20 protein-coding genes and 2 tRNA genes are annotated in these 20,644 nt (G+C 67.5%); 10 read left to right on the top strand and 12 right to left on the bottom strand.

Annotated features, from left to right (window positions below):
• Positions 1–92 precede the first annotated feature (92 nt).
• From ACIA12_RS20835 to ACIA12_RS20820, 4 genes are all read left to right on the top strand, one after another.
• A complete protein-coding gene (locus tag ACIA12_RS20835) occupies positions 93–986 on the top strand; it encodes an AraC family transcriptional regulator N-terminal domain-containing protein (RefSeq protein WP_396368665.1) in 894 nt (297 codons plus the stop codon).
• A gap of 257 nt (positions 987–1,243) precedes the next feature.
• Complete coding sequence (locus ACIA12_RS20830; RefSeq protein ID WP_396368664.1) at positions 1,244–1,648, top strand: YciI family protein; 405 nt, start codon at positions 1,244–1,246, stop codon at positions 1,646–1,648.
• Positions 1,648–2,859, top strand: a complete 1,212-nt coding sequence (locus ACIA12_RS20825; RefSeq protein WP_396368663.1) for an RNA polymerase sigma factor — start codon at positions 1,648–1,650, stop codon at positions 2,857–2,859. The genes ACIA12_RS20830 and ACIA12_RS20825 overlap by 1 nt, the downstream gene beginning before the upstream one ends.
• Positions 2,860–2,886: 27 nt before the next feature.
• Positions 2,887–3,198, top strand: a complete 312-nt coding sequence (locus tag ACIA12_RS20820) for a hypothetical protein (protein ID WP_396368662.1) — start codon at positions 2,887–2,889, stop codon at positions 3,196–3,198.
• Between the two features lie 60 nt (positions 3,199–3,258).
• On the opposite strand, the gene ACIA12_RS20815 is transcribed toward ACIA12_RS20820, so the two are convergent.
• From ACIA12_RS20815 to gyrB, 6 genes are all read right to left on the bottom strand, one after another.
• Positions 3,259–3,331 (bottom strand) — tRNA-Ala (locus ACIA12_RS20815).
• A gap of 13 nt (positions 3,332–3,344) precedes the next feature.
• Positions 3,345–3,476 (bottom strand): DLW-39 family protein, encoded by a 132-nt coding sequence (locus ACIA12_RS20810; protein WP_396368661.1) that lies wholly within the window; start codon positions 3,474–3,476, stop codon positions 3,345–3,347.
• Positions 3,477–3,509: 33 nt separating this feature from the next.
• A tRNA-Ile gene (locus ACIA12_RS20805) sits at positions 3,510–3,583 on the bottom strand.
• Between the two features lie 109 nt (positions 3,584–3,692).
• Positions 3,693–4,718, bottom strand: a complete 1,026-nt coding sequence (locus ACIA12_RS20800; protein ID WP_396368660.1) for a DUF3566 domain-containing protein — start codon at positions 4,716–4,718, stop codon at positions 3,693–3,695.
• Entirely contained in the window at positions 4,718–7,381 is a 2,664-nt protein-coding gene (gene gyrA, locus ACIA12_RS20795; RefSeq protein WP_396369380.1) for a DNA gyrase subunit A, read from the bottom strand. The genes ACIA12_RS20800 and gyrA overlap by 1 nt, the downstream gene beginning before the upstream one ends.
• Positions 7,382–7,543: 162 nt before the next feature.
• Complete coding sequence (gene gyrB / locus ACIA12_RS20790; protein ID WP_396368659.1) at positions 7,544–9,622, bottom strand: DNA topoisomerase (ATP-hydrolyzing) subunit B; 2,079 nt, start codon at positions 9,620–9,622, stop codon at positions 7,544–7,546.
• Between the two features lie 282 nt (positions 9,623–9,904).
• Between gyrB and ACIA12_RS20785 the strand changes: the two genes are divergently transcribed.
• The 3 genes from ACIA12_RS20785 to ACIA12_RS20775 are packed head-to-tail and all read left to right on the top strand — an operon-like array spanning position 9,905 to position 11,669.
• Positions 9,905–10,537, top strand: a complete 633-nt coding sequence (locus ACIA12_RS20785; RefSeq protein ID WP_396368658.1) for a hypothetical protein — start codon at positions 9,905–9,907, stop codon at positions 10,535–10,537.
• Positions 10,534–11,127 (top strand): hypothetical protein, encoded by a 594-nt coding sequence (locus tag ACIA12_RS20780; RefSeq protein ID WP_396368657.1) that lies wholly within the window; start codon positions 10,534–10,536, stop codon positions 11,125–11,127. The genes ACIA12_RS20785 and ACIA12_RS20780 overlap by 4 nt, the downstream gene beginning before the upstream one ends.
• Positions 11,124–11,669, top strand: coding sequence for a hypothetical protein (locus ACIA12_RS20775; protein ID WP_396368656.1), 546 nt, complete (start codon positions 11,124–11,126; stop codon positions 11,667–11,669). The genes ACIA12_RS20780 and ACIA12_RS20775 overlap by 4 nt, the downstream gene beginning before the upstream one ends.
• Here the strand turns inward: ACIA12_RS20775 and ACIA12_RS20770 are convergent, their stop codons facing one another.
• The 6 genes from ACIA12_RS20770 to dnaA all read right to left on the bottom strand — a co-directional run bounded on the left by ACIA12_RS20770 (position 11,670) and on the right by dnaA (position 19,112).
• Complete coding sequence (locus tag ACIA12_RS20770; protein ID WP_396368655.1) at positions 11,670–13,001, bottom strand: hypothetical protein; 1,332 nt, start codon at positions 12,999–13,001, stop codon at positions 11,670–11,672.
• Positions 13,002–13,045: 44 nt separating this feature from the next.
• On the bottom strand, positions 13,046–13,600 hold the full coding sequence (locus tag ACIA12_RS20765; protein ID WP_396368654.1) for a DUF721 domain-containing protein: 555 nt from the start codon (positions 13,598–13,600) through the stop codon (positions 13,046–13,048).
• Complete coding sequence (gene recF / locus ACIA12_RS20760; RefSeq protein ID WP_396368653.1) at positions 13,593–14,735, bottom strand: DNA replication/repair protein RecF; 1,143 nt, start codon at positions 14,733–14,735, stop codon at positions 13,593–13,595. The genes ACIA12_RS20765 and recF overlap by 8 nt, the downstream gene beginning before the upstream one ends.
• A gap of 101 nt (positions 14,736–14,836) precedes the next feature.
• The gene (gnd, locus tag ACIA12_RS20755; RefSeq protein WP_396368652.1) at positions 14,837–15,757 is read right to left on the bottom strand and encodes a phosphogluconate dehydrogenase (NAD(+)-dependent, decarboxylating); all 921 of its coding nucleotides are present in this window, start codon (positions 15,755–15,757) and stop codon (positions 14,837–14,839) included.
• A 33-nt stretch (positions 15,758–15,790) separates the two neighbouring features.
• Positions 15,791–16,936, bottom strand: coding sequence for a DNA polymerase III subunit beta (gene dnaN / locus ACIA12_RS20750; RefSeq protein ID WP_396368651.1), 1,146 nt, complete (start codon positions 16,934–16,936; stop codon positions 15,791–15,793).
• A gap of 511 nt (positions 16,937–17,447) precedes the next feature.
• Positions 17,448–19,112, bottom strand: a complete 1,665-nt coding sequence (gene dnaA / locus ACIA12_RS20745) for a chromosomal replication initiator protein DnaA (protein ID WP_396368650.1) — start codon at positions 19,110–19,112, stop codon at positions 17,448–17,450.
• A gap of 684 nt (positions 19,113–19,796) precedes the next feature.
• On the opposite strand from dnaA, the gene rpmH reads away from it, so the two are divergent.
• From rpmH to yidD, 3 genes are read left to right on the top strand one after another with little or no spacing between them, the layout of a single operon-like run.
• A complete protein-coding gene (rpmH, locus tag ACIA12_RS20740) occupies positions 19,797–19,934 on the top strand; it encodes a 50S ribosomal protein L34 (protein WP_083933330.1) in 138 nt (45 codons plus the stop codon).
• Positions 19,935–19,964: 30 nt separating this feature from the next.
• Positions 19,965–20,318, top strand: coding sequence for a ribonuclease P protein component (gene rnpA, locus ACIA12_RS20735; protein WP_396368649.1), 354 nt, complete (start codon positions 19,965–19,967; stop codon positions 20,316–20,318).
• Complete coding sequence (gene yidD / locus ACIA12_RS20730) at positions 20,315–20,626, top strand: membrane protein insertion efficiency factor YidD (RefSeq protein ID WP_396368648.1); 312 nt, start codon at positions 20,315–20,317, stop codon at positions 20,624–20,626. The genes rnpA and yidD overlap by 4 nt, the downstream gene beginning before the upstream one ends.
• Positions 20,627–20,644: the final 18 nt, after the last annotated feature.

The following is a 20,644-nucleotide window of genomic DNA, read 5'->3' as shown; positions in this document are numbered from 1 at the left end:
CAGGTCGGCCGGCGGTAGACCGTTCCTCGCGGGCTATTGCCTATTCCGATCATCTGCGTTGGGATCGGGCTTCCGTGTGCTCTGATGAGATCGTGACTGATCCAGACCTGCTCCTCGCCGAGCTCCGCGATCGCATCGCCGCTCATACGCGGGCGGACCTGCAGACGCCGATCGACGGGCTGCTGCTGGCCAGGATGGAGTCGTCGGACCCGGACTACTCGCTCACCGAACCGCTCCTGGTCGTGATGGCTCAGGGCGCCAAGCAGCTCCTGCTGGGCGACAAGGTCTACGAGTACCGGGCGGGTGACGTCCTCATCGTCACCGCCGACCTCCCGGTCACCGGCCACTTCATCGAAGCCTCACCAGAGCAGCCCTCACTCGGTCTCGGCCTGGTACTACGCCCCGCCACCATCGCCCCATTGCTCCTGGAGTCCACAAGACCCCGTACTACGCCCAGCGGCCCCGCCATGGCCACCGGACCCGCCTCCCCGGAGCTCCTCGACGCGGCGGCCCGCCTGCTCCGCCTACTCGACTCCCCGGCTGACATCCCCGTACTGGCCCCGATGATCGAGCGAGAGATCCTCTGGCGTCTACTCACCGGCCCGCACGCGGACGTGATCCGCCAGATCGGCCTGGCCGACAGCAGCCTCACCCACATCAGCCGAGCCATCCGCTGGATCCGCGAGAACTACGCCGAACCCATGCGCATCGCCGACCTGGCCAGCCTGGCCGGCATGAGCCCAGCCGCCTTCCACCGCCACTTCCGCGCCATCACGGCGTTGAGCCCACTCCAGTTCCAGAAGCGCATCCGCCTCCAGGAAGCCCGCTCCCTCCTCGCCTCCCACCCCACCGACATCGCCGGCATCGGCCACCTGGTCGGCTACGACAGCCCCTCCCAGTTCAACCGCGAATACCGCCGCCTCTTCGGCACCCCCCCAGGCCAAGACGCCGCCCGCCTCCGCACAACCACCCCTCACCTGCCCTAGACCACGCCTCGAAGTCGGCCGTGGTCGTCCCCCGCTCGAGCCGGTGGAAGATCGGCTCGCGTGCTCTCAGCTCGGCAAGCACGTTCTCGTTGCTGCTCATGTGCTGAAGCTTTCCAGCTGGGTGGGCCCTCTGCGGCGATAGCGTTTTGCGGGCAGCAGGCGCAAAGATTCTTTCCGGGCGGTGTCGATCGCCGGGTCGGCCGTTCGACCTGGGGGTGCGTGGGCCGAGCGGCGGCCCCGTGGACAGGGAGAACACGATGTCGAAGTACATGCTGATCATGCGGGGCACCGACGAGTCGAACGCGGCCATGATGGCCGACATCGAAGAGCTGATGAAGACCACTCGCCAGTTCATCGACGACCTGCAGAAGGCCGGCGTGCTGCTCGCGGCCGAAGGGCTCGACCGGCCGGAGGAGACCGTCGTGGTCGACTTCAGCGGCGAGACCCCGGTGGTCACGGACGGGCCGTACGGCGAGACCAAGGAGCTGTTCGGCGGTTACTTCCTGCTCGACGTCGCCTCGAAGCAGGAAGCGGTCGAGTGGGCCAGGCGGGTCCCCGCGGCCACCGGCACCAAGATCGAGGTCCGCCGGGTGGCCGGGGACGACGAGCTGCCTCCGGGCCTCGACGAGTCCAGCGACGCCGGCAGCACTGGCCGGATCTGATGGATCCTGCCGAGGTCGGGGCCGTCTGGCGGATCGAGTCGGCGCGGATCGTTGCCGCGCTGACCCGGTTCACCGGCGACTTCGGGCTGGCTGAGGACGCCGCCCAGGAGGCGGTGGCCGAGGCGCTGGTGTCGTGGCCGCTCAATCCGCCGGCCAGTCCGGCCGGCTGGCTGATGGCCACGGCCCGGCGCCGTGCGATCGACGCGATTCGCCGCCGGGCCGCCCTCAAGGACCGCTACGCCCAACTGGCGCCCGACCCGGTGGTGGACGCCGAGCTCGACCCCGACCGGATCGACGACGACATCCTGTCGCTGATGTTCATCAGTTGCCATCCGGTACTTTCCCCTGAAGCTCGCGTGGCGTTGACCCTGCGCGTGGTCGGCGGCCTGACCACCGAGCAGATCGCCCGCGCCTTCCTGGTCTCCGTACCGACCGTGCAGGCCCGGATCACCCGGGCGAAGAAGACGATCGCGGCGGCCGGAGTGCCGTTCGAGTTGCCGCCGGCCGATGAGCGCCGGGAACGCTTGGGTGGCGTGCTCAGCGTCATCTACCTGATCTTCACCGAAGGGTCGACGGCCACGTCCGGCGACCGGCTGTTGCGCCCCGATGTCGCATACGAGGCGATCCGGCTGGCCCGCACACTGGCCGCGCTACAGCCGGACGAGCCGGAGGTACACGGTCTACTCGCCCTGTGCGAGCTCACTGCTGCACGCTTCCCAGCCCGAACCGCCCCCGACGGCTCACCGATCCTCCTCGAGGACCAGGACCGCAGACGCTGGGACCTCTCCGCGGTACGCCGCGGCCTGGCCGCCCTGGCGAAGGCATCACCCCGCGGTCTCGGACCGTACGGCCTGCAAGCCGCAATCGCCGCCACCCACGCCTCAGCACCCTCAGTGGAAGCAACCGACTGGGACCGAATAGTCGTCCTCTACGAGGCCCTGGGCCGAGTCGCCCCTTCCCCGATCGTCGACCTCAACCGAGCCGTAGCGGTCGCAATGGCCTCAGGCCCAGCCCAAGCCCTCACCATGGTCGACGAACTTGTCGCCTCGAACCGCCTCCCCGGCTCACACCTACTCCCCACCGTCCGAGGCGAACTACTGACCCGCCTGGGCCGCCACCCAGAAGCCCGCACCGAACTCGAACTCGCCGCCCGCCTCTGCACCAACCCTCACGAACGCTCAGTACTCCTCCGCAAGGCCGCCGCCCTCTGATCCGCAGAAGAGGACTACTGTCCCGCCATGAACTGGCCAGCAGGACGCAAGGGACAAGTCTTCGCGGGAACCTATGTCGTCGCCTTCGTAGCCATGGTGGTCGGCATCGCCTGGACCCTCTACAACCAAGCAACCAGCGGCACCGGATCACAGGTCATCATCGGTGCCTGCCTGTTTCTCGCCGGCCAACTGCTGATCACCCTGCTGGCGTTCGGGCTCAGAGCTCGAGCCCCTCTCGGCCAAGGGAAGAGCCGCCCGAGTGGCTACCAGCTCCTCTGGCACCGCCTGAGCCTGGGCCGAGAGCTTCCCTCGGCCGTCCGCGCCCTGCGAGCATCTTGAAGCAGTCCGTCGAACTCAGCGGGCAAGCAGAAAGCCGGTCCCTGGGGAACCGGCTTGGGGTGGAGACGAGGGGACTCGAACCCCTAACCCCTGCCTTGCAAAGGCAGTGCTCTGCCAGTTGAGCTACGCCCCCGTGGGGGTGAGAATCAGCGGCCCGGGGTGACCGGGTCGACGGCCTCGGCCCAGAGGTCCTGCTCGGCGCGGGCCTGCTGGGTCTTCTTGTAGACGAAGTATCCACCGACGCTGGCCAGCAGGACCAGCAGAACCTTCTTGAACATCGGGGATTCTCCTCGGATCGATGTCGATCAGGGTGGGCCTAACAGGATTTGAACCTGTGACCTCTGCCTTATCAGGGCAGCGCTCTAACCAACTGAGCTATAGGCCCGCGAACTGCGGGGGACGAACCTGGGAGAGATTACCGCACCCGGTGCCTGGCTCCCAAATTGGATTCGGCCGGGCCGGAGCACGTCCCGGCCGAATCGACAAGTCAGGCCTCAGTCCTCCGACGCGAGCGTCACCTCGAGGCCGCCCAGCAGGGTGGCCGCGATGTTGTAGAGGAACGATCCGAGGGTCGCCAGCGCCGTGATGATCAGCACGTCGGCGCAGGCCAGCAGGGTGGTGAATCCCATCACCTTGCCGGTGTTGATGTAGTCCTCGATCTGGAACGGATCGGCGCCTTCCTGGTTGCCCAGGACCTCGCGGACCGTGTTGTTGATGTTGTCGAACACCCCGGCCGCGCCGATCGCCGACCAGATGATGAAGACGGCCACCCAGGTGACGATGCCGAACGCGATCGAGAGCAGGAACGCGGTCTTCATCACCGACCACGGGTCGAGCCGGGTCAGCCGCAGCCGCGCCTTCCGGGTCTGCGGCCGGCCCGAGGTCTTCGGCGCCGGCGCGGCGGCCGGCGGGTAGTCCTCGCGCTGCTCGATCTTGGCCTTCGGCTCCGCCGTCTGCGTCCCCAGCGCCCCCGACGTCACCGAGGTCGCGGACTCCTTCAGCGCGCTGGCCCGGCCGAGCACTGCCTGCTTCGCCGCGTTCAGCTTGTCGCTGAAGCTCTCCGTCGGAGTGTGCGTCGGCGTCGCCAGCTTCCCGGTCTGCCCGTACGCCGACCCGCCACCGTCACCCACCTTGCCCGCACCCGGCAACCGCGGCTCCGGTCGCCCAGGAGTACTCGGGTTGGCCGGGAACGGACTCGTGGTCGCACCCGGCCGGACCGACCCGGCGCTCGACGGCGCACCGGCCGGCCTCACCGGGGGCTGCTGCGGCGGCCGTGCCGACGTACCGGCGCTCGACGGCGTCGCCGACGGTCCACCCGGACGCGGCTGACGCGCATCGCCGGGGCGCTGGCCGTTCGCAGTACCGGATCTGGTCTGGCCGTTGCCGTTCGAACTGCTACGACCGTTGGAGGCCGGAGTGGCAGGTGGGGTGGACTGTCCCTTGCCGGCGCCGCTGTTCGGTCGCTGGGGGTTGGGGCTGTCCGCTCCATCAGGCCAGGTCGGCCTCGCGCGGTTGGTCATCAGGTACCCTCCTGGCCGGCTTCGTCGTCTTCGACCGTAGCCGCGCCGTCGACGTCCGTCGAATGCTGGTCATCAGTGCTGACGCTCGCAGAGGGTGTTTCGGTTGTCGAGGCGTCCACATCCTGGACGTCACCGGCGAACTCGCCACTGTCGACGACCACACCGTCCAGCGCGCCGCCCTCGTCGACCACCACGCCGTCGACCACCAGCGCGTCGGTGCCGGCCGCCGCGTCGGCCTCGTCGGCCACCGCGAGGTCGGTGTTGCGCGCGATCGCGACCACGGCGTCGGACTCGCCGACCCCGGCGAACTTCACGCCCATCGTGTCGCGGCCCTTGACCGGCACGCTGTCCACCCGGCTGCGAACGACCTGGCCGCTGTTCTTGATCGCCAGCACCTGGTCGCTGTCGACCACGATCAGCGCACCCACCAGCGAACCACGCTCGTCGTTCAACTTCACCGCCTTGATGCCCAGACCGCCACGACCCTGCTGCCGGTATTCAGATACCCGGCTGCGCTTGGCGTAACCGGCGTCGGTCACGGTGAAGACGAACTGCGCGTCCTCCTCGGAGCCGGCCCGGATGACCGCCATCGACAGCAACTCGTCGCCGTTGCGGAACTTCATCCCGGTCACACCGGAGGTGGCCCGGCCCATCGGCCGCAGCTGCTCGTCGTTCGCGGTGAAGCGGATCGACTGGCCCTTCTTGGAGACCAGCATCAGGTCGTCCTCGGCCGACGCCAGCTCGGCGCCGATCAGCTCGTCGTCCTCGTCGCGGAAGTTGACCGCGATGATGCCGCTCTGCCGGGCCGAGTCGTAGTCGGTCAGCGCCGTCTTCTTGACCAGGCCGCGCTTGGTGGCGAGCAGCAGGTACGGCTCCTGCTCGTAGTCGCGCAGCGTCAGGACCTGGGCGATCTCCTCGTCCGGCTGGAACGACAGCAGGCCGGCCACGTGCGAGCCCTTGGCGTCGCGGGCGGACTCGGGCAGCTGCCAGACCTTGGCCCGGTAGACCCGGCCCTTGGTGGTGAAGAACAGCATCCAGTGGTGGTTCGTGGTGGCGAAGAAGTGGCCGATCTCGTCCTCGGCCCGCATCGTCGCGCCCCGGACGCCCTTGCCGCCACGGTTCTGAGTGCGGTACAGGTCGGTCTTGGTGCGCTTCGCGTACCCGCCACGGGTGATCGTGACGACGACCTCCTCGTCCGGCACCAGGTCCTGCACGGACAGGTCGCCGTCGGCCGCGATGATCTCGGTCCGCCGCTCGTCGCCGTACCGCTCGACGATCTCGGCCAGCTCGTCGCGGACGATGTGCCGCTGCCGGACCGGGTCGGCCAGGATGTCCTCGAGGTCGGCGATGACGACCTCGAGCTCGTTCAGCCGGTCGATGATCTTCTGCCGCTCCAGGGCGGCCAGCCGGCGCAGCTGCATGTCCAGGATCGCCTGGGCCTGGATCTCGTCGATCTCCAGCAGCGACATCAAGCCGCCGCGGGCCTCCTCGACGTCCGGGCTGCGGCGGATCAGCGCGATGACCTCGTCCAGCGCGTCGAGCGCCTTCACCAGTCCGCGGTAGATGTGCGCCTGCTTCTCGGCCTCGCGCAGGCGGTACCGGGTCCGTCGCTGGATGACCTCGATCTGGTGGTCGATCCAGTGCGTGATGAACAGGTCCAGGCTGAGCGTGCGCGGCACGCCGTCGACCAGCGCGAGCATGTTGCAGCCGAAGGTGTCCTGCAGCTGCGTGTGCTTGTAGAGGTTGTTCAGCACGACCCGCGGCTGGGCGTCCCGCTTGAGCACGATCACCAGGCGCTGGCCGGTCCGCGACGAGGTGTCGTCGCGGATGTCGGCGATGCCGGTCATCTTGCCGGTGTTGACCAGCTCGGCGATCTTCTGCGCCAGGTTGTCCGGGTTGACCATGTACGGCAGCTGGCTGACGACCAGGCTGGTCCGGCCCTTGGCGTCCTCTTCGACGTCCACGACCGCGCGCATCGTGACCGAGCCACGGCCGGTGCGGTACGCGTCGTCGATGCCCTTGTAGCCGACGATCAGGGCGCCGTTCGGGAAGTCCGGGCCCTTGATGTTCTCCATGCACGCCGCCAGGACCTCTTCCTGGGTGGCGTCGGGGTGCTCGAGGCACCACTGGGCAGCGGCGGCGACCTCGCGCAGGTTGTGCGGCGGGATCATCGTCGCCATCCCGACGGCGATACCGGCCGAGCCGTTCACCAGCAGGTTCGGGAACCGGCTGGGCAGGATCACCGGCTCCTGCGAGCGGCCGTCGTAGTTGGGGCGGAAGTCGACCGTCTCCTGGTCGATGTCGCGCACCATCTCCATCGCCAGCGGGGCCAGCCGGCACTCGGTGTACCGCATCGCGGCAGCCGGGTCGTTACCCGGCGAGCCGAAGTTGCCCTGGCCCTGGATCATCGGCGCCCGCATCACCCACGGCTGCGCCAGCCGGACCAGGGTGTCGTAGATCGCCGAGTCGCCGTGCGGGTGGTACTGACCCATCACGTCACCGACGACGCGGGAGCACTTGGAGAAGCCGCGGTCGGGGCGGTAGCCGCCGTCGTACATCGCGTAGAGGATCCGGCGGTGCACCGGCTTGAGTCCGTCGCGGACCTCGGGCAGCGCCCGGCCGACGATGACGGCCATCGCGTAGTCCAGGTACGACTGCTGCATCTCCGTCTGCAGATCGAGGGGCTCGATCCGGTCGTGTCCCGGAGAAATGGGGGTCTCGGTCATCTGGTGCTCGTCCCGTTCGTGTCAGTACGTCGGTGAGGTCGGCGCTGCGCGAGGAGTGCCCGGGCACGGCCCGGGCAGCCCTCAGAGGTCAAGGCGGCGCTAGATGTCAAGAAAGCGGACGTCCTTGGCGTTGCGCTGGATGAAGTTGCGGCGGGCCTCGATGTCGTCGCCCATCAGCGTCGCGAACGTCTCGTCGGCGCGGGCGGCGTCGTCCAGGGTGATCTGCAGCAGCACCCGGTTGGCCGGGTCCATCGTGGTCTCCCACAGCTCCTGCGCGTTCATCTCGCCCAGACCCTTGTAGCGCTGGATCGCGTTGTCCTTCGGCAGTTTCTTGCCGGCCTCGACACCGGCCTCCAGCAGGCCGTCCTTCTCCCGCTCGGTGTAGGCCAGCTCGTGCGGCTGACCGCTCCAGCGGATCTTGTACAGCGGCGGCTGCGCGGCGTACACATGACCGCGCTCGATCAGCGGCCGCATGAACCGGAACAGCAGGGTGAGCAGCAGCGTCCGGATGTGCTGGCCGTCGACGTCGGCGTCGGCCATGATCACGATCTTGTGGTACCGGAGCTTCTCCTCGTCGAAGTCCTCGTGGATCCCGGTGCCGAGCGCCGAGATGATCGCGAGTACTTCGTTGTTCTGCAGGACCCGGTCGATCCGCGCCTTCTCGACGTTCAGGATCTTGCCCCGGATCGGCAGGATCGCCTGGTACTTCGGATCGCGGCCGCCCTTCGCGGAGCCACCGGCCGAGTCACCCTCGACGATGTAGACCTCGCACTCCTCCGGGTTGGTCGACTGGCAGTCGGACAGCTTGCCCGGCAGCCCTCCGCCACCCAGCAGGCCCTTGCGGTTGCGGGCCAGGTCGCGCGCCTTGCGGGCGGCGATCCGGGCACTCGCGGCCGCGGTGGCCTTGCGGATGATCTCCTTGCCCTCCTGCGGGTTCTGCTCGAACCACGCGCCCAGCCGGTCGTTCACGACCCGCTGGACGAACCCCTTGACCTCGGTGTTGCCGAGCTTGGTCTTGGTCTGACCCTCGAACTGCGGCTCCGCCAGCTTGACCGAGATGATCGCGGTCAGGCCCTCCCGGATGTCGTCGCCGGTGAGCCTGTCCTCCTTCTTCTTGATCATGCCCTGGTCCTCGCCGAACGAGTTGACCAGTGAGGTGAGCGCGGCCCGGAAACCCTCTTCGTGGGTACCACCCTCGTGCGTGTTGATCGCGTTCGCGAAGGTGTGTACGGACTCCTGGAACGAGCCGCTCCACTGCATCGCGACCTCGAGGCTGAGCGAGTCCTCGCCGGTGGCCGCCTCGAACGCGATCACCTCGCGGTGCACGGTCTCCCGGATGCCGGTCAGGTACTTCACGTAGTCGACCAGGCCGTCGTCGTACTTGAAGGACTGCTCGGTCGGCTTGCCGTCCTCGGTGTGGTCCGGACGCTCGTCGCGGATGACGAGTTCGAGGCCCTTGTTCAGGAAGGCGTACTCGCGGAAGCGGGTGGCCAGCGTCTCGTACGAGTAGACCGTCGTCTCGAACACGTCCGGGCTCGGCCAGAAGGTGATCGTCGTGCCGGTGGTGTCGGTCGTGCCGATCTCTTTCAGGTCCTCGTCGGGCACGCCGATCGTGAACGACTGCATGTAGACCTTGTCGTTCTTGTGCACGTCCACCCGGAGCCTGCTGGACAACGCGTTCACGACCGAGACACCGACGCCGTGCAGACCACCGGAGACCTTGTACCCACCGCCGCCGAACTTGCCGCCGGCGTGCAGCACGGTCAGCACGACCGTGACGGCCGGCTTGCCCTCGGACTCGACGATGTCGACCGGGATGCCACGGCCGTTGTCGACGACCCGGACGCCGCCGTCGGGCAGCAGGGTGATGACGATCTTGTCGCAGAAGCCGGCCAGCGCCTCGTCCACCGCGTTGTCGACCACCTCGTAGACCAGGTGGTGCAGGCCACGCTCACCGGTGGACCCGATGTACATACCGGGCCGTTTGCGGACGGCGTCCAGTCCCTCGAGGACCTGGATGGCGCTGGCGTCGTACTCGCGCTCGACCGCGCTTCTGGTGATCGCTGTGAGCGGTGCTTCTTCGATACCGGTGCTGTCGGCGGACGTTGTTTCGTCGATCTCGGTCGGCTCGTCGGTCACCGGCTGTTGTCCTCCTCGGACCCCGCGTGCGCGAGGCATCGATGCACAGTAGAAGCCGCCCCATACTGTGTTCATCAGTGGGGTGGCTTTCTCAACAGCTCCATCTTACCCGTCGACCGAAGCAGAACCTGCCACCGGACGGCTAAAACTGTGGACAGGGCGTCTTTTCGGACTCCTTGCCATGTCCCCCCACGCGGGGAGGGGCTTCCGAAAGCGCTCACGGCGCTCAGTGGCTTCTGACCGGATCGCCCCTGACTGTCTGCGAACCGAGACCGGCCGACCCCGCGACCACCGGCCCCACCGCACCCTAAGATCGCTGCCGTGGAAAGTCTCGACGACGTCATCGACGCCATGATCGCCGACCGGGTGATCCACCGGCACCGCCGGAAATGGCTGATCGCCGTCGCCCTGATCCTGGTGCTGGCCGTCGTCATCTTCTTCACCGGCGGCTGGAAGGAGCACAAGGGCCGCACCGTCGACACCCTCGACGCCCCCACCACCCTGAAGGCCGGCCGGTTCGAGGTCGGGATCACCGACGCCACCATCATCCGGACGCCGAAGACGGACTACAGCCCGGCCAAGGCCCGGCTCGAGGTCGGCCTGCAGCTGAAGAACATCGACGACGAGGAACACAAGAGCACTCGTTACATGGACGATGAGCTGCTGCGCTGGGTGGTCCCGGGCAAGGACCCGATCAAGCCGGCCAACGTGAAGTGCAAGGACAAGAAGATCATCGGCTACGTGCTCGTCTACGGACTGCCCGCCGAGGCCTGCGTCGCCACCTTCGAGGTGTCGCCCAGCTTCAGCACCGACCAGACCGAGATCGGCGTCCTGGCCGAGGAGTACAAATCCGACGAAGGCTTGTTCGGCGCGTCGGAGAAGCCGTACTGGCAGGGCGAGAAGGCGGTCGCGGTGGTCCGGGTCAAGACGACGCTCACGACGGAGTCCGAATGAAGTTGTACCGGCCGGCGACGATCCTCGTCGGCATCATGTTCGTCCTGCTCGGCGGGCTGACCCGGCTGGCCGAACCGGACCAGGTCTACGACGAGGCGAACCGGGACCTCGTCCGCGGCACGATCGGCCAGGCGCTTCCCTACAACGGCTCCACCGTCAAGGTGAACCGGGTCAAGTTCGCTCACGCCTATCTGACGGGCGCCAGCGACGAGAAGGCCGTCGAGACCACCGGCATCTACGTCGCGGTCGAGTACGACACGGTCCGGGGCACCCAGGACCCGCAGTTGCCCAGCCCGCAACTGCTGACCGACGAGGGCACCGTGTACGCCCCGATCGGTGACACCAACGCCGGCCAGCTCGACTTCGCCGAGCCGGGCTTCGGCGTGAACGGGGTGCTCCTCTTCGAGGTGAATCCGGCCGATGTGAAGGGGCTGACCCTGAAGATCCGGAGCACTCCCTTGTACACGGTGCTGACTCGCGATGTCGCCGTCGATCTCGGCATCCCGGACGAGGCGATCGGTCAGCGGATGATCGACGCCGCGGCGCCGGAGTACCTCATCCCACGTGCGGTCAAGCGAGTGGCCTCATGAACCGGTACCAGCGCGCGCTGCGGCTGGCCGCGCAGATCGCGCTGCTGACCGCGCTGGCCGCGACCAGCGCCGTGCTGCTGCTCCGGCCCTATCTGGGCGACCAGGACAAGATGTACCGGCAGGGTGCGGTCACGGAGGTGGTCGCGCAGGGACCGGTGACGATCGCCGACATGCGATGGAAGCTGGAGTCGCTCGAGGTCTACACCCAGCTGGTCGACAAGGAGAAGGAGAAGATCTCCCTGGACCAGCCTGCCGGGTCGGTGGTGGTCGTCGCCAAGATCGCGCTCACCCCGCTGGCCGGCGGCAGCAAACTGGGCTGCTCGGCCACGCTCCGCGACGATCGCGGCAACCTGTGGAAGGGCCAGTACGCGTCCGATTACGAGCTGCCGACGAGCTGTAGCGATGACGACCACCCGTTCGTCCGGGACAAGACCGGAACGCTCGCTCAGGTCTATGTGGTCCCCGAGTCGGCCGTGCCGCACCTGACCGGAGTCCAGGTCGAGAACCTGGCGGAGTACCAGCGGGTCCTGCTCACCCGCTGATCAGGCCGGGACCGGTTCGGTCTGCGGCTCGGCCGCGGCGGCCTCGGCCCGGCGTTCGGCGCCGACCGAGATACAGAGGTCGAAAGCCGCTGCCAGCAAGGCGATCCGCAGCGTCTCGAACACCGAGTCCCGGATCAGGGTGGCGATCTCGTGGTTCATCAGACCCCAGTCGGTGCCGACGCCGTGGACGCCGATCAGCCGGACCAGACCGGCGAAGGCCCAGTCACTGCCCAGCAGCCAGAACGTGTAGACCATGCAGACCACGCCGAGGAAGACCGGCCCGACGCGGATCAGCAGCCGGAAGGCGGTCAGCGCCGGGTAGAACTTCTCCCGGATTCCACCGAGCACCAGATTCGGGGCCTGGTTGGTCAGCGTCACCAGCCGGTTCTGTTTCGGCGCCTCGCCCTCGGTGACCACTCGGCCGCCCAGCCGTCGCTCGATCCGGGTGCCGCGGAAGACGCCACCGCTGGCCAGGACCCGGTGCCCGAAGACCACGGTGGTGATCGCCAGCCAGGTCAGCGGCTCAGCGACACCAAGCTTGAACAACGGCCACAGCGTGTCCCAGAAGGCGCCCCAGAGCCACTCCAGACCGGCCGGGATCGGGATGTGGATGCCGGCGAAGAAGTCCTTCAAGCCGTCCCACCAGTTGGCCGAGACGTACCAGAAGTTCCGGTCCTCGAACCATCCTTTGAGATCGGCCACCGCGAACGGCGTGACGACGACCGTCAGCAGCACGAAGAACGCCTCGGCCCAGACCTGGGCGAATCTGACCGGCCGGCTCGGCCAGCGGTCGTCCACGGCCTCCAGCACCCGCCGCAGCACAAGCAGGATCACGATCGCCGGTACGTACGAATGCCAGGCGTTGTCGGCCAGCTCGAAGAAGGAGGCACCGCCGCCGAAGCCACGCTGGACGATGTTGCTGATCGACAGCTCGGCGATCCGGTCGTCCAGGAATCCCCAGGCCGACCAGACGGCGATCATCGGCAGCAGCGTCACGGCCAGCAACTCCAGCAGCCCTTGCTGGGTTGGGTCCGCGGTCTCCTCGGCCTTGTTGACGGCCGCGTCGCGCCACCGGTACAGCGAGGTCGCACAGGTCCGGATCATGCCGACGGTGGCCGCGATCTGAACCAGGACGCCGGTGGCGAACACCCCGACGCCCAAGCTCGAGTGCTGGTGCTCGTCCAGCCAGATCGCACCCTGGATGCCGGCGCGGAAGCCGATGTACCCGGCCAGGAACCAGGTGACCAGTGGCAACAGGTTGCGCCACCACAACCGGAAGGTGTCTCCGATCAGGTGGACCATCTCTCGAAAACCGTCAACGATCGCGCGCATCGCGCCCGATCCTAGGTGATCCGGCGGGTCTCTACAGCAGCCGATCAGCCATAGGTATCGCGCGGTCCGCGGCCGCCACGGACAGTGCGCGGGCCCTTGCGCCAACTGGGGGCGTTCGGGCCTTCCACCTTGACTCTGGTGACGGTGCCGTCGCCCAGTTCGGCGTTGAGCCGGCGGACCAGGTCGGGGGCCAGGAGACGGACCTGGGTGGCCCAGGCGGTGGAGTCGGTACGGACGGTGAGCTCAGTGTCCGTGTAACTCTCCGGCTGGCAGTGCGAGGCCATCTCCGGGCCGACGATCGACGGCCAGCGGGCCATCACGCCGTGGACGGCGACGTCGACCTCCCAGCCCTGGTCGCGCATCAGCCGGCCGAGGGTGTTGGTCAGCGACTGCGGGTCTCGGTCGTCGGCGCGGGCGCTGCTGAGCTGGTTGCCGGTTGGGCGACGGCGGCGAGTCTTCTTGACAGGCTGGATCGGGCCCGCCCCCTTGAGCCGGCTGGCGAGCGTCTTCGCCAGCTCCAGGCCGCGTTTGTCGTGCTCGACCTCTTCGACCGGCTCGCTCTGGACGCCGCTCTCAGAGGAATTCCGGTCTTCAGACACGACGGACCGAGCCCTCGCCGACGTCGAACCGGGCACCGCTCAGCTCCGCCGGTACGTCGGCGCCGACGGCCGCGGTGACGAGTACCTGTTCGGCGGGCGCGACGAGTTCGGCCAGCCGGTCGCGCCGGCTGGTGTCGAGCTCGGCGAACACGTCGTCCAGAATCAGCACCGGCTCACCCCCGTCCGACCGCAGCAACTCGTACGACGCCAGCCGCAGCGCGAGTGCGAACGACCAGGACTCACCGTGACTCGCATACCCCTTCGCGGGCAAGTCCCCGAGGCCGAGTACTACGTCGTCGCGATGCGGACCGACCAGCGAGACACCACGATCGAGCTCGTCGGTCCGCCGGTCCCGGACCGCGTTCTGCAACACCTCGGCGAGTTGCTCCCGACTGGCCACCCCCGGCTCCAACGGCACCGACGACTTGTACTCCAGCCGCGCATCACCCTTGCCCCGGGCAACAGCGTCGTACGAGCCGGAAACCAATGGGCGAAGGGATTCCAGCAGGTCGAGCCGCGCCGCCAGGAGCTCTGCTCCCGTGGTGACCAGGTGCGAATCCCAGACATCGAGGGTGCGCAGCTGGCCCTCGATCGCTCCACCAGAACGATTCTGGCGTCTGGCCACCGCGGCGCTCTTGAGCAACGAGTTCCGTTGCTTCAGGATCCGCTCGTAGTCCTGCCGCACGCCGGCGAACCGGGGTGACCGCAGGGTGAGCAACTCGTCCAGGAACCGGCGCCGCTCGGACGGATCGCCCTTCACCAGCGCGAGGTCCTCGGGCGCAAAAAGCACCGTACGGAGCAATCCGAGCACTTCGCGCGGCCGGGGGACCGGGGACCGGTTGATCCGGGCCCGATTTGCCCTCCCAGGATTGATTTCCAGCTCGACGACCAGATCGCGTTCCTGGTCGGAGCGGATCTCGGTCCGCACGATCGCGCGCGGAGCGCCGGCCCGGACCAGGGGGGCGTCGTTGGCGACGCGGTGCGAACCGAGGGTCGCGGTGTAGTGGATCGCCTCGACCAGGTTGGTCTTGCCCTGGCCGTTCGGGCCGACGAAGGCGGTCACGCCGGCTTCGAGCTGGACCTCCGCCTGCTGGTACGACCGGAAGTCGATCAGGCCGAGAGCAGTGACAAACACCTGATATTCCTCTGCTGGGCGGATCCTGAGGGCGGTGGCCCCGAGTCGCCGATCGTACAGAGTCCGGGCCGCCGGATGTAGCGGCGACCCGGACTTGGTGCTCAGTGCTGAATCGGCGGGGTGGCGTACGACGGGTCGGCCGCAGCGCCCTTGACCGCGTGGCCACCGAACTGGTTGCGCATCGCGGCGATCGCCTTCATCGCGGGGGAGTCGTCCTGGCGGGACGCGAACCGCGCGAACAGCGACGCGGCGATCGCCGGCACCGGTACCGCGTGGTCGATCGCTGCCTCGACGGTCCACCGGCCCTCGCCCGAGTCGTCGGCGTAGCCGCGGATCTTGTCCAGGTGGGTGTCTTCCTTGAGCGCGTTGACCATCAGGTCGAGCAGCCAGGACCGGATCACCGTGCCCTCGCGCCAGGAGTCGAACGCCTCGGGCACGTTCTCGACGATCTCGGCGGCCTCGAGCAGCTCGAACCCTTCGGCGTACGCCTGCATGATCGCGTACTCGATGCCGTTGTGGACCATCTTGGCGAAGTGGCCGGCACCGACCTTGCCGGCGTGCACGAAACCGAACTCGCCTTCGGGCTTCAGGGCGGTGAAGATCGGCATCAGCGTGCTGACCGTGTCGGTGTCGCCACCGCACATCAGCGCGTAGCCGTTCTCCAGACCCCAGACGCCACCGGACACCCCGCAGTCGACGAACTTGATGCCCTTGTGGGACAGCAGTTCGGCGCGCCGGATGTCATCGGTCCAGCGGCTGTTGCCGCCGTCGATCACGATGTCGCCCTCGGAGAGCAGTTCGGCCAGCTCGGTCAGCACCGGGTCGATAGCCTGGACCGGCACCATCACCCAGACGACCTTCGGCTGATCGGCCGCGGTCAGCTTGCCGACCATGTCGGCCAGGTCCGTCGCATCGGAGATGGCTTGGTTGTGATCGAAACCGACGACGGTCAGGCCTGCGCCGCGCATCCGCTCGCGCATGTTGCCGCCCATCTTGCCGAGACCGACAAGGCCGAGCTCCATCGTGAATCCCCTTGTTCTGTTGACTTTTGGGTGCTAGCTGTTCAGGCGGACCGGCATCAGCACGTACCGGAACTCAGCTATCGGGTCGCCGTCGAAATCCTTCACGCCGGTCAGTTCGGCCGGCTTCGTCGCCTGCGTGAAGGCCAGGTGCGCGACCGGGGTGCCGATCGCGTTCAGGCCGTCGAGCAGGTACGTCGGGTTGAATCCCACGGTAACCGGCTCGCCAACCACGCGCGCCTCGATCGACTCCGACGCCTGCGCTTCGTCGCCGCTGCCGGCGTCGAGGGTGACCGTGTCGTCGGAGAACGTCAGCCGGACCGGCGCGTTGCGCTCAGCCACCAGCGCGACTCGCTTGACCGCCTCGACCAGGGTCGCGGTGTCGATCCGGACCCGGGTCGCGATCGCCGCGTCGGTCGGGATGATGCCGCGAACCTTGGGGAACTCACCGTCGAGCAGCCGGGTGGTCGCGCGCCGGTTGCCACCGGAGACCTCGCCCTCGAAGCCGACGATGCCTTCACCGCTGCCCGGCGCTGCCAGGGAGACGATGATGTCGGTTCCGGTCATCGCCTTCGCGGTTTCCGAGAGCACGCGGGCCGGGATAAGGGCTGCAGCAGAGGCATCCGGGCTCTGCGGGTTCCATTCGAGCTCGCGGATCGCCAACCGGTACCGGTCGGTGGCCAGCAACGAGATCGTGGAGCCCTCGATCTCGACCCGTACGCCGGTGAGTACCGGCAAGGTGTCCTCGCGGCCGGCCGCGGTGACGACCTGGGCGACCGCCTGGGCGAAAACGTCGCTGCGGACGGTACCGGAGGCGGCCGGAAGATCTGGCAAAGCCGGATATTCCTCTGTGGGAAGCGTTTGGAGCGTGAATCTCGAGGTGCCGCAGGTGACTTGCGCCTTCGCGCCGTCCACCGAGATGTCCACGGGCTGATTCGGGAGACTCTTCGAGATGTCGGCGACCAGCCGGCCGGAGATCAGGCACTTGCCGGTATCGGCCACCTGAGCGGGAACGGTCACCCGGACGGAGGTCTCGTAGTCGAAGCCGGACAGAGTGATCTGGCCTTCCTCGGCCTCGACCAACAGTCCGGCAAGGATCGGAACGCTCGGACGACTGGGCAAACTGCGCGCGGCCCAGGCCACCGACTCGGCCAGTACGTCGCGCTCGACGCGAAACTTCACCGCTGGGTGCCTCCTGTTTCGGCTGTGTGCCAGGCAGATCCTGCCACGGACAGATGTGATGTGCGCCAACCGGGCTTGACGTGGCGGTTCGGGCGGGTCGTGTCCCCGTCGTCGTGGTGCTGGTGGGGACAGCGTGACAGGCCTGCTCCGGAGGCCGTCGGGCAGGGGCGAAATCGGAGTTTTCCCCAGGAAGGGCGGCCAGAACCTTTTTCGGTCTGGAGCCTCATTAGGGATTCCATAGGGTTCTTCGCACCTGTGGATCTTGTGGAAAAGGCGTGAGTTCGCAGGTCAGACCCGGTTTTGCCCTGTGGGTGGGCTGTGGACGAATTGGGGGTGATCTCTGGATGCCTGGGTACGACGGATTCTCTCCACACAGGCAATCCACAGCGAAGGCGGCTGTGTCCACCGAGATACCCACAGTTATCCACAGGACTGTCCCCAGCCTGTGTGGTTCGTGTGACCGCGTCGTAGCGCTCGGCGTACACGCTTTCCGACCCGGTCACACGACACCTCATTGCTGCTTGGCCTGATGCTTGATCCGGTTGGTCAACTCGGTCACCTGGTTGAAGACGCTGCGCCGTTCCGACATCAGCTGGCGGATCTTCCGCTCGGCGTGCATGACGGTGGTGTGGTCGCGGCCGCCGAACTGCTGGCCGATCTTCGGCAGGGACAGATCGGTCAGTTCGCGGCACAGGTACATCGCGATCTGCCGGGCCGTGACGAGGACCCGGCTGCGGCTCGAACCACACAGGTCGTCGATCGACAATCCGAAGTACGAGGCGGTCTGGCCCATGATCATGCTGGCCGTCACCTCGGGCTTGCTGCCCTCGGGGATCAGGTCCTTCAGCACGATCTCGGCCAGCGACAGGTCGACCGGCTGACGGTTGAGGCTGGCGAACGCGGTCACCCGGATCAGCGCGCCCTCGAGCTCACGGATGTTGGTCTGCACCTTGCTCGCGATGAACTCGAGCACCTCGGGCGGCGCGGTCAGCCGCTCGGTGGCGGCCTTCTTGCGCAGGATCGCGATCCGGGTCTCGAGGTCGGGCGGCTGGATGTCGGTGATCAGGCCCCACTCGAACCTGTTCCGCAGCCGGTCCTCCAGTGCCTCGAGCCGCTTCGGCGCCCGGTCGGAGCTGATCACGATCTGCTTGTTCGCGTTGTGCAGCGTGTTGAAGGTGTGGAAGAACTCTTCCTGGGTCTGGATCTTGCCTTCCAGGAACTGGATGTCGTCGATCAGCAGTACGTCGACATCGCGGTAGCGGCGCTGGAACTGGGCCGCCTTGTCGTCGCGGATCGCGTTGATGAAGTCGTTGGTGAACTCTTCGCTGGAGACGTACCTGACCCGGGCGCCCGTGTAGAGACTGCGGACGTAGTGGCCGATCGCGTGCAGAAGGTGCGTTTTGCCCAGCCCAGAGTCCCCGTAAATGAGCTGCGGGTTGTACGCCTTGCCCGGCGCCTCGGCGACGGCGACAGCAGCGGCGTGAGCGAACCGGTTCGAGCTGCCGATGACGAAGGTCTCGAACGTGTACTTCGGGTTGAGCCGCGCCTCACCTTGGGAGTCGGTGGGCGGCTGGAACTGGGCCGACCCGTTCGGCGGCGGCGCCACCGAAAGCGGCGGGGGCGGCGGCTGGATCTGCTGGATCGGCTCCGGCTGCTGCTGAAGATGCGTCGGCTCCTGCAGCGCCGGGGCCGGGGCCAGCTGCTCAGTCTGCTGGTGCTGCGGTTGGTGCTGTGGTTGATGCATCGGGTGCTGCGCCGGTTGCTGTACTGGCTGCTGCATGGGCTGGTGCTGGGGCTGCTCGTACGGCTGCTCGACGCGCTGACCGAACGGCTGGGTCAGCGGCCGGTTCGGCGGCTGGTTGATCGGCGACTGATACACCGGTGCCTGCTCCCGTACTACGGGCTGCGGCGCCGGCGCCGGTTCGCGGAGCTCGGGATCGAGCGACGGGTCGACCGTGACGGCGATCCGGATGTCGCGGCCGAAGCTCTCGGTGAGGATGCGCTCCAGGTCGGGCCGCAGCCTGGTCTCCAGCTGCCCCCGGGTGAAATCGTCCGGGACGGCGACGATCGCGGTGCTCTCGTGCAGCGTCACCGGCCGCGAATTCGTCAGCCAGGCGCGCTGGTTCGGTGGCAGTCCGGCGAGGACCCTGGTCCAGGCAACGTCCAGATCATTCACTTCCGCCTTGCTTTCCGCACTGGCGGACTGGTCCTCGACCACGCGTTGCTCCCCGAATCCTTCGCTGCGGTGGCCGGCGCTCCCGGGCTGGTCCCCGGTGCAACGCGACCATTCGACCCGGCACCCCACCCGTGCCGCCGGTCGGCCGCACGTAGCAGTTGCTTTCTCCTCAGCCGGTTTTCCTCATTGTCCACATCGTTGTCCACAGTTGTGAACGAAGCGCGGAGGCAGTTGGTTACCGGTGTCGGGGTGTGGGACCTCTGGTGTGAGGGGCTGACGCTAACAAGTCCGCCCATGCCGCTTCAAGCCGTCATCCACAGGCTATGGGGCGTAAATTGGGGGCAACCTGCGGCGTGTCGGGTAGACGCCGGAGCGTAATCGTGTTCGTTGCCGGGCTGAGCTGTCGCCGTCGGTAGCGGTGGTGACCTGGCTGTGACCGGCCTCTGACAGGCCGTTCCATCCACAGGCCTGTGGAAAACTATGGGGACGGCTGGTTTGACCTGTCCACAGGCCGCCACGTACCGTGGATCAGTCGGTATTGAACCGGCCGTTTCGTGCTGCGCTCCCTACGGGATCGACCTTGTGTTGAAGGTTTCTCGAGCGGTGGGCCAGGACCTGCACCAGGGACAGATCTATCAGTGGATTTGTCGACAAATGTGATCTCGAGTAACCGGAGTCATTCCAGTGAGCAAGCGGACCTTCCAGCCGAACAACCGGCGCCGGCACAAGAAGCACGGCTTCCGTCTTCGGATGCGTACCCGTGCGGGTCGCGCCATCCTCGCAACGCGTCGTGCGAAGGGTCGCCAGCGCCTCGCGGCCTGACGCCGTTGAGCTGGCGACGGTGACCACCTCGTGTTACCCGCGTCGAATCGGTTACGCCGGTCCGGCGACTTCCGTCGCGCCGTCCGAACCGGACGCCGCGCGGGTCGGCGTGCCGTGGTGGTCCATCTGTTGCCGGCGACCGATCCAGGGACCGATTCGGCGGCCGAGCCTGCTCGTGTCGGATTCGTGGTGAACAAGGCGGTGGGCAATGCGGTTCTGCGGAACCGCGTCCACCGCCGTCTGCGCGCTGTGATGGCGGCGCAGCTCCCCGGCCTGCCGGCCGGCAGCCTGACCGTTGTCCGGGCGCTGCCGCCGTCGGGCTCTTCGTCGTTCGAGGAGCTGACGGCCGACGTACAGGCCGCGCTGTCCCGGGTCCTGCGATGAAGATCGCGCCCGTCAAGTACGGGATCATCGGTTTTCTGAGGTTGTACCGGAAGTTCGTCAGCCCGATGTACGGGCAGGTGTGCCGGTTCTACCCCAGTTGTTCTGCTTACGCCCTGGAAGCGGTCGAACGCCACGGCGCGGTGCGCGGTAGCTGGCTGGCGGCGAGGAGACTCGCCCGCTGCCACCCGTGGAACCCCGGCGGCTACGACCCCGTTCCACCCACAGATGTCGACCAGCGCGGAGATGCAGTCTCCGCCAACCAGCCCGAGCCGTCTGTCGACGGTGGGCCTGTGCAGCGAGGTGCTTGAGTGACTCTTCTGGCCATC

Origin of the sequence: Kribbella sp. NPDC051620 (genome assembly GCF_044453825.1) — a bacterium.
Lineage (GTDB): Bacteria > Actinomycetota > Actinomycetes > Propionibacteriales > Kribbellaceae > Kribbella.
This window is presented reverse-complemented; position numbering and strand designations above follow the sequence as displayed.

Excerpts from the sequence above, each read along its gene's own strand:
- gyrA (WP_396369380.1), bottom strand. The coding sequence starts at position 7,381 with ATGCAGCAGTCGTACCTGGACTACGCGATGGCCGTCATCGTCGGCCGG.
- yidD (WP_396368648.1), top strand. The coding sequence starts at position 20,315 with ATGAAGATCGCGCCCGTCAAGTACGGGATCATCGGTTTTCTGAGGTTG.
- ACIA12_RS20780 (WP_396368657.1), top strand. The coding sequence starts at position 10,534 with ATGAAGTTGTACCGGCCGGCGACGATCCTCGTCGGCATCATGTTCGTC.
- ACIA12_RS20825 (WP_396368663.1), top strand. The coding sequence starts at position 1,648 with ATGGATCCTGCCGAGGTCGGGGCCGTCTGGCGGATCGAGTCGGCGCGG.
- ACIA12_RS20810 (WP_396368661.1), bottom strand. The coding sequence starts at position 3,476 with ATGTTCAAGAAGGTTCTGCTGGTCCTGCTGGCCAGCGTCGGTGGATAC.
- ACIA12_RS20830 (WP_396368664.1), top strand. The coding sequence starts at position 1,244 with ATGTCGAAGTACATGCTGATCATGCGGGGCACCGACGAGTCGAACGCG.
- ACIA12_RS20800 (WP_396368660.1), bottom strand. The coding sequence starts at position 4,718 with ATGACCAACCGCGCGAGGCCGACCTGGCCTGATGGAGCGGACAGCCCC.
- ACIA12_RS20775 (WP_396368656.1), top strand. The coding sequence starts at position 11,124 with ATGAACCGGTACCAGCGCGCGCTGCGGCTGGCCGCGCAGATCGCGCTG.
- ACIA12_RS20820 (WP_396368662.1), top strand. The coding sequence starts at position 2,887 with ATGAACTGGCCAGCAGGACGCAAGGGACAAGTCTTCGCGGGAACCTAT.
- ACIA12_RS20770 (WP_396368655.1), bottom strand. The coding sequence starts at position 13,001 with ATGCGCGCGATCGTTGACGGTTTTCGAGAGATGGTCCACCTGATCGGA.
- gyrB (WP_396368659.1), bottom strand. The coding sequence starts at position 9,622 with ATGCCTCGCGCACGCGGGGTCCGAGGAGGACAACAGCCGGTGACCGAC.
- gnd (WP_396368652.1), bottom strand. The coding sequence starts at position 15,757 with ATGGAGCTCGGCCTTGTCGGTCTCGGCAAGATGGGCGGCAACATGCGC.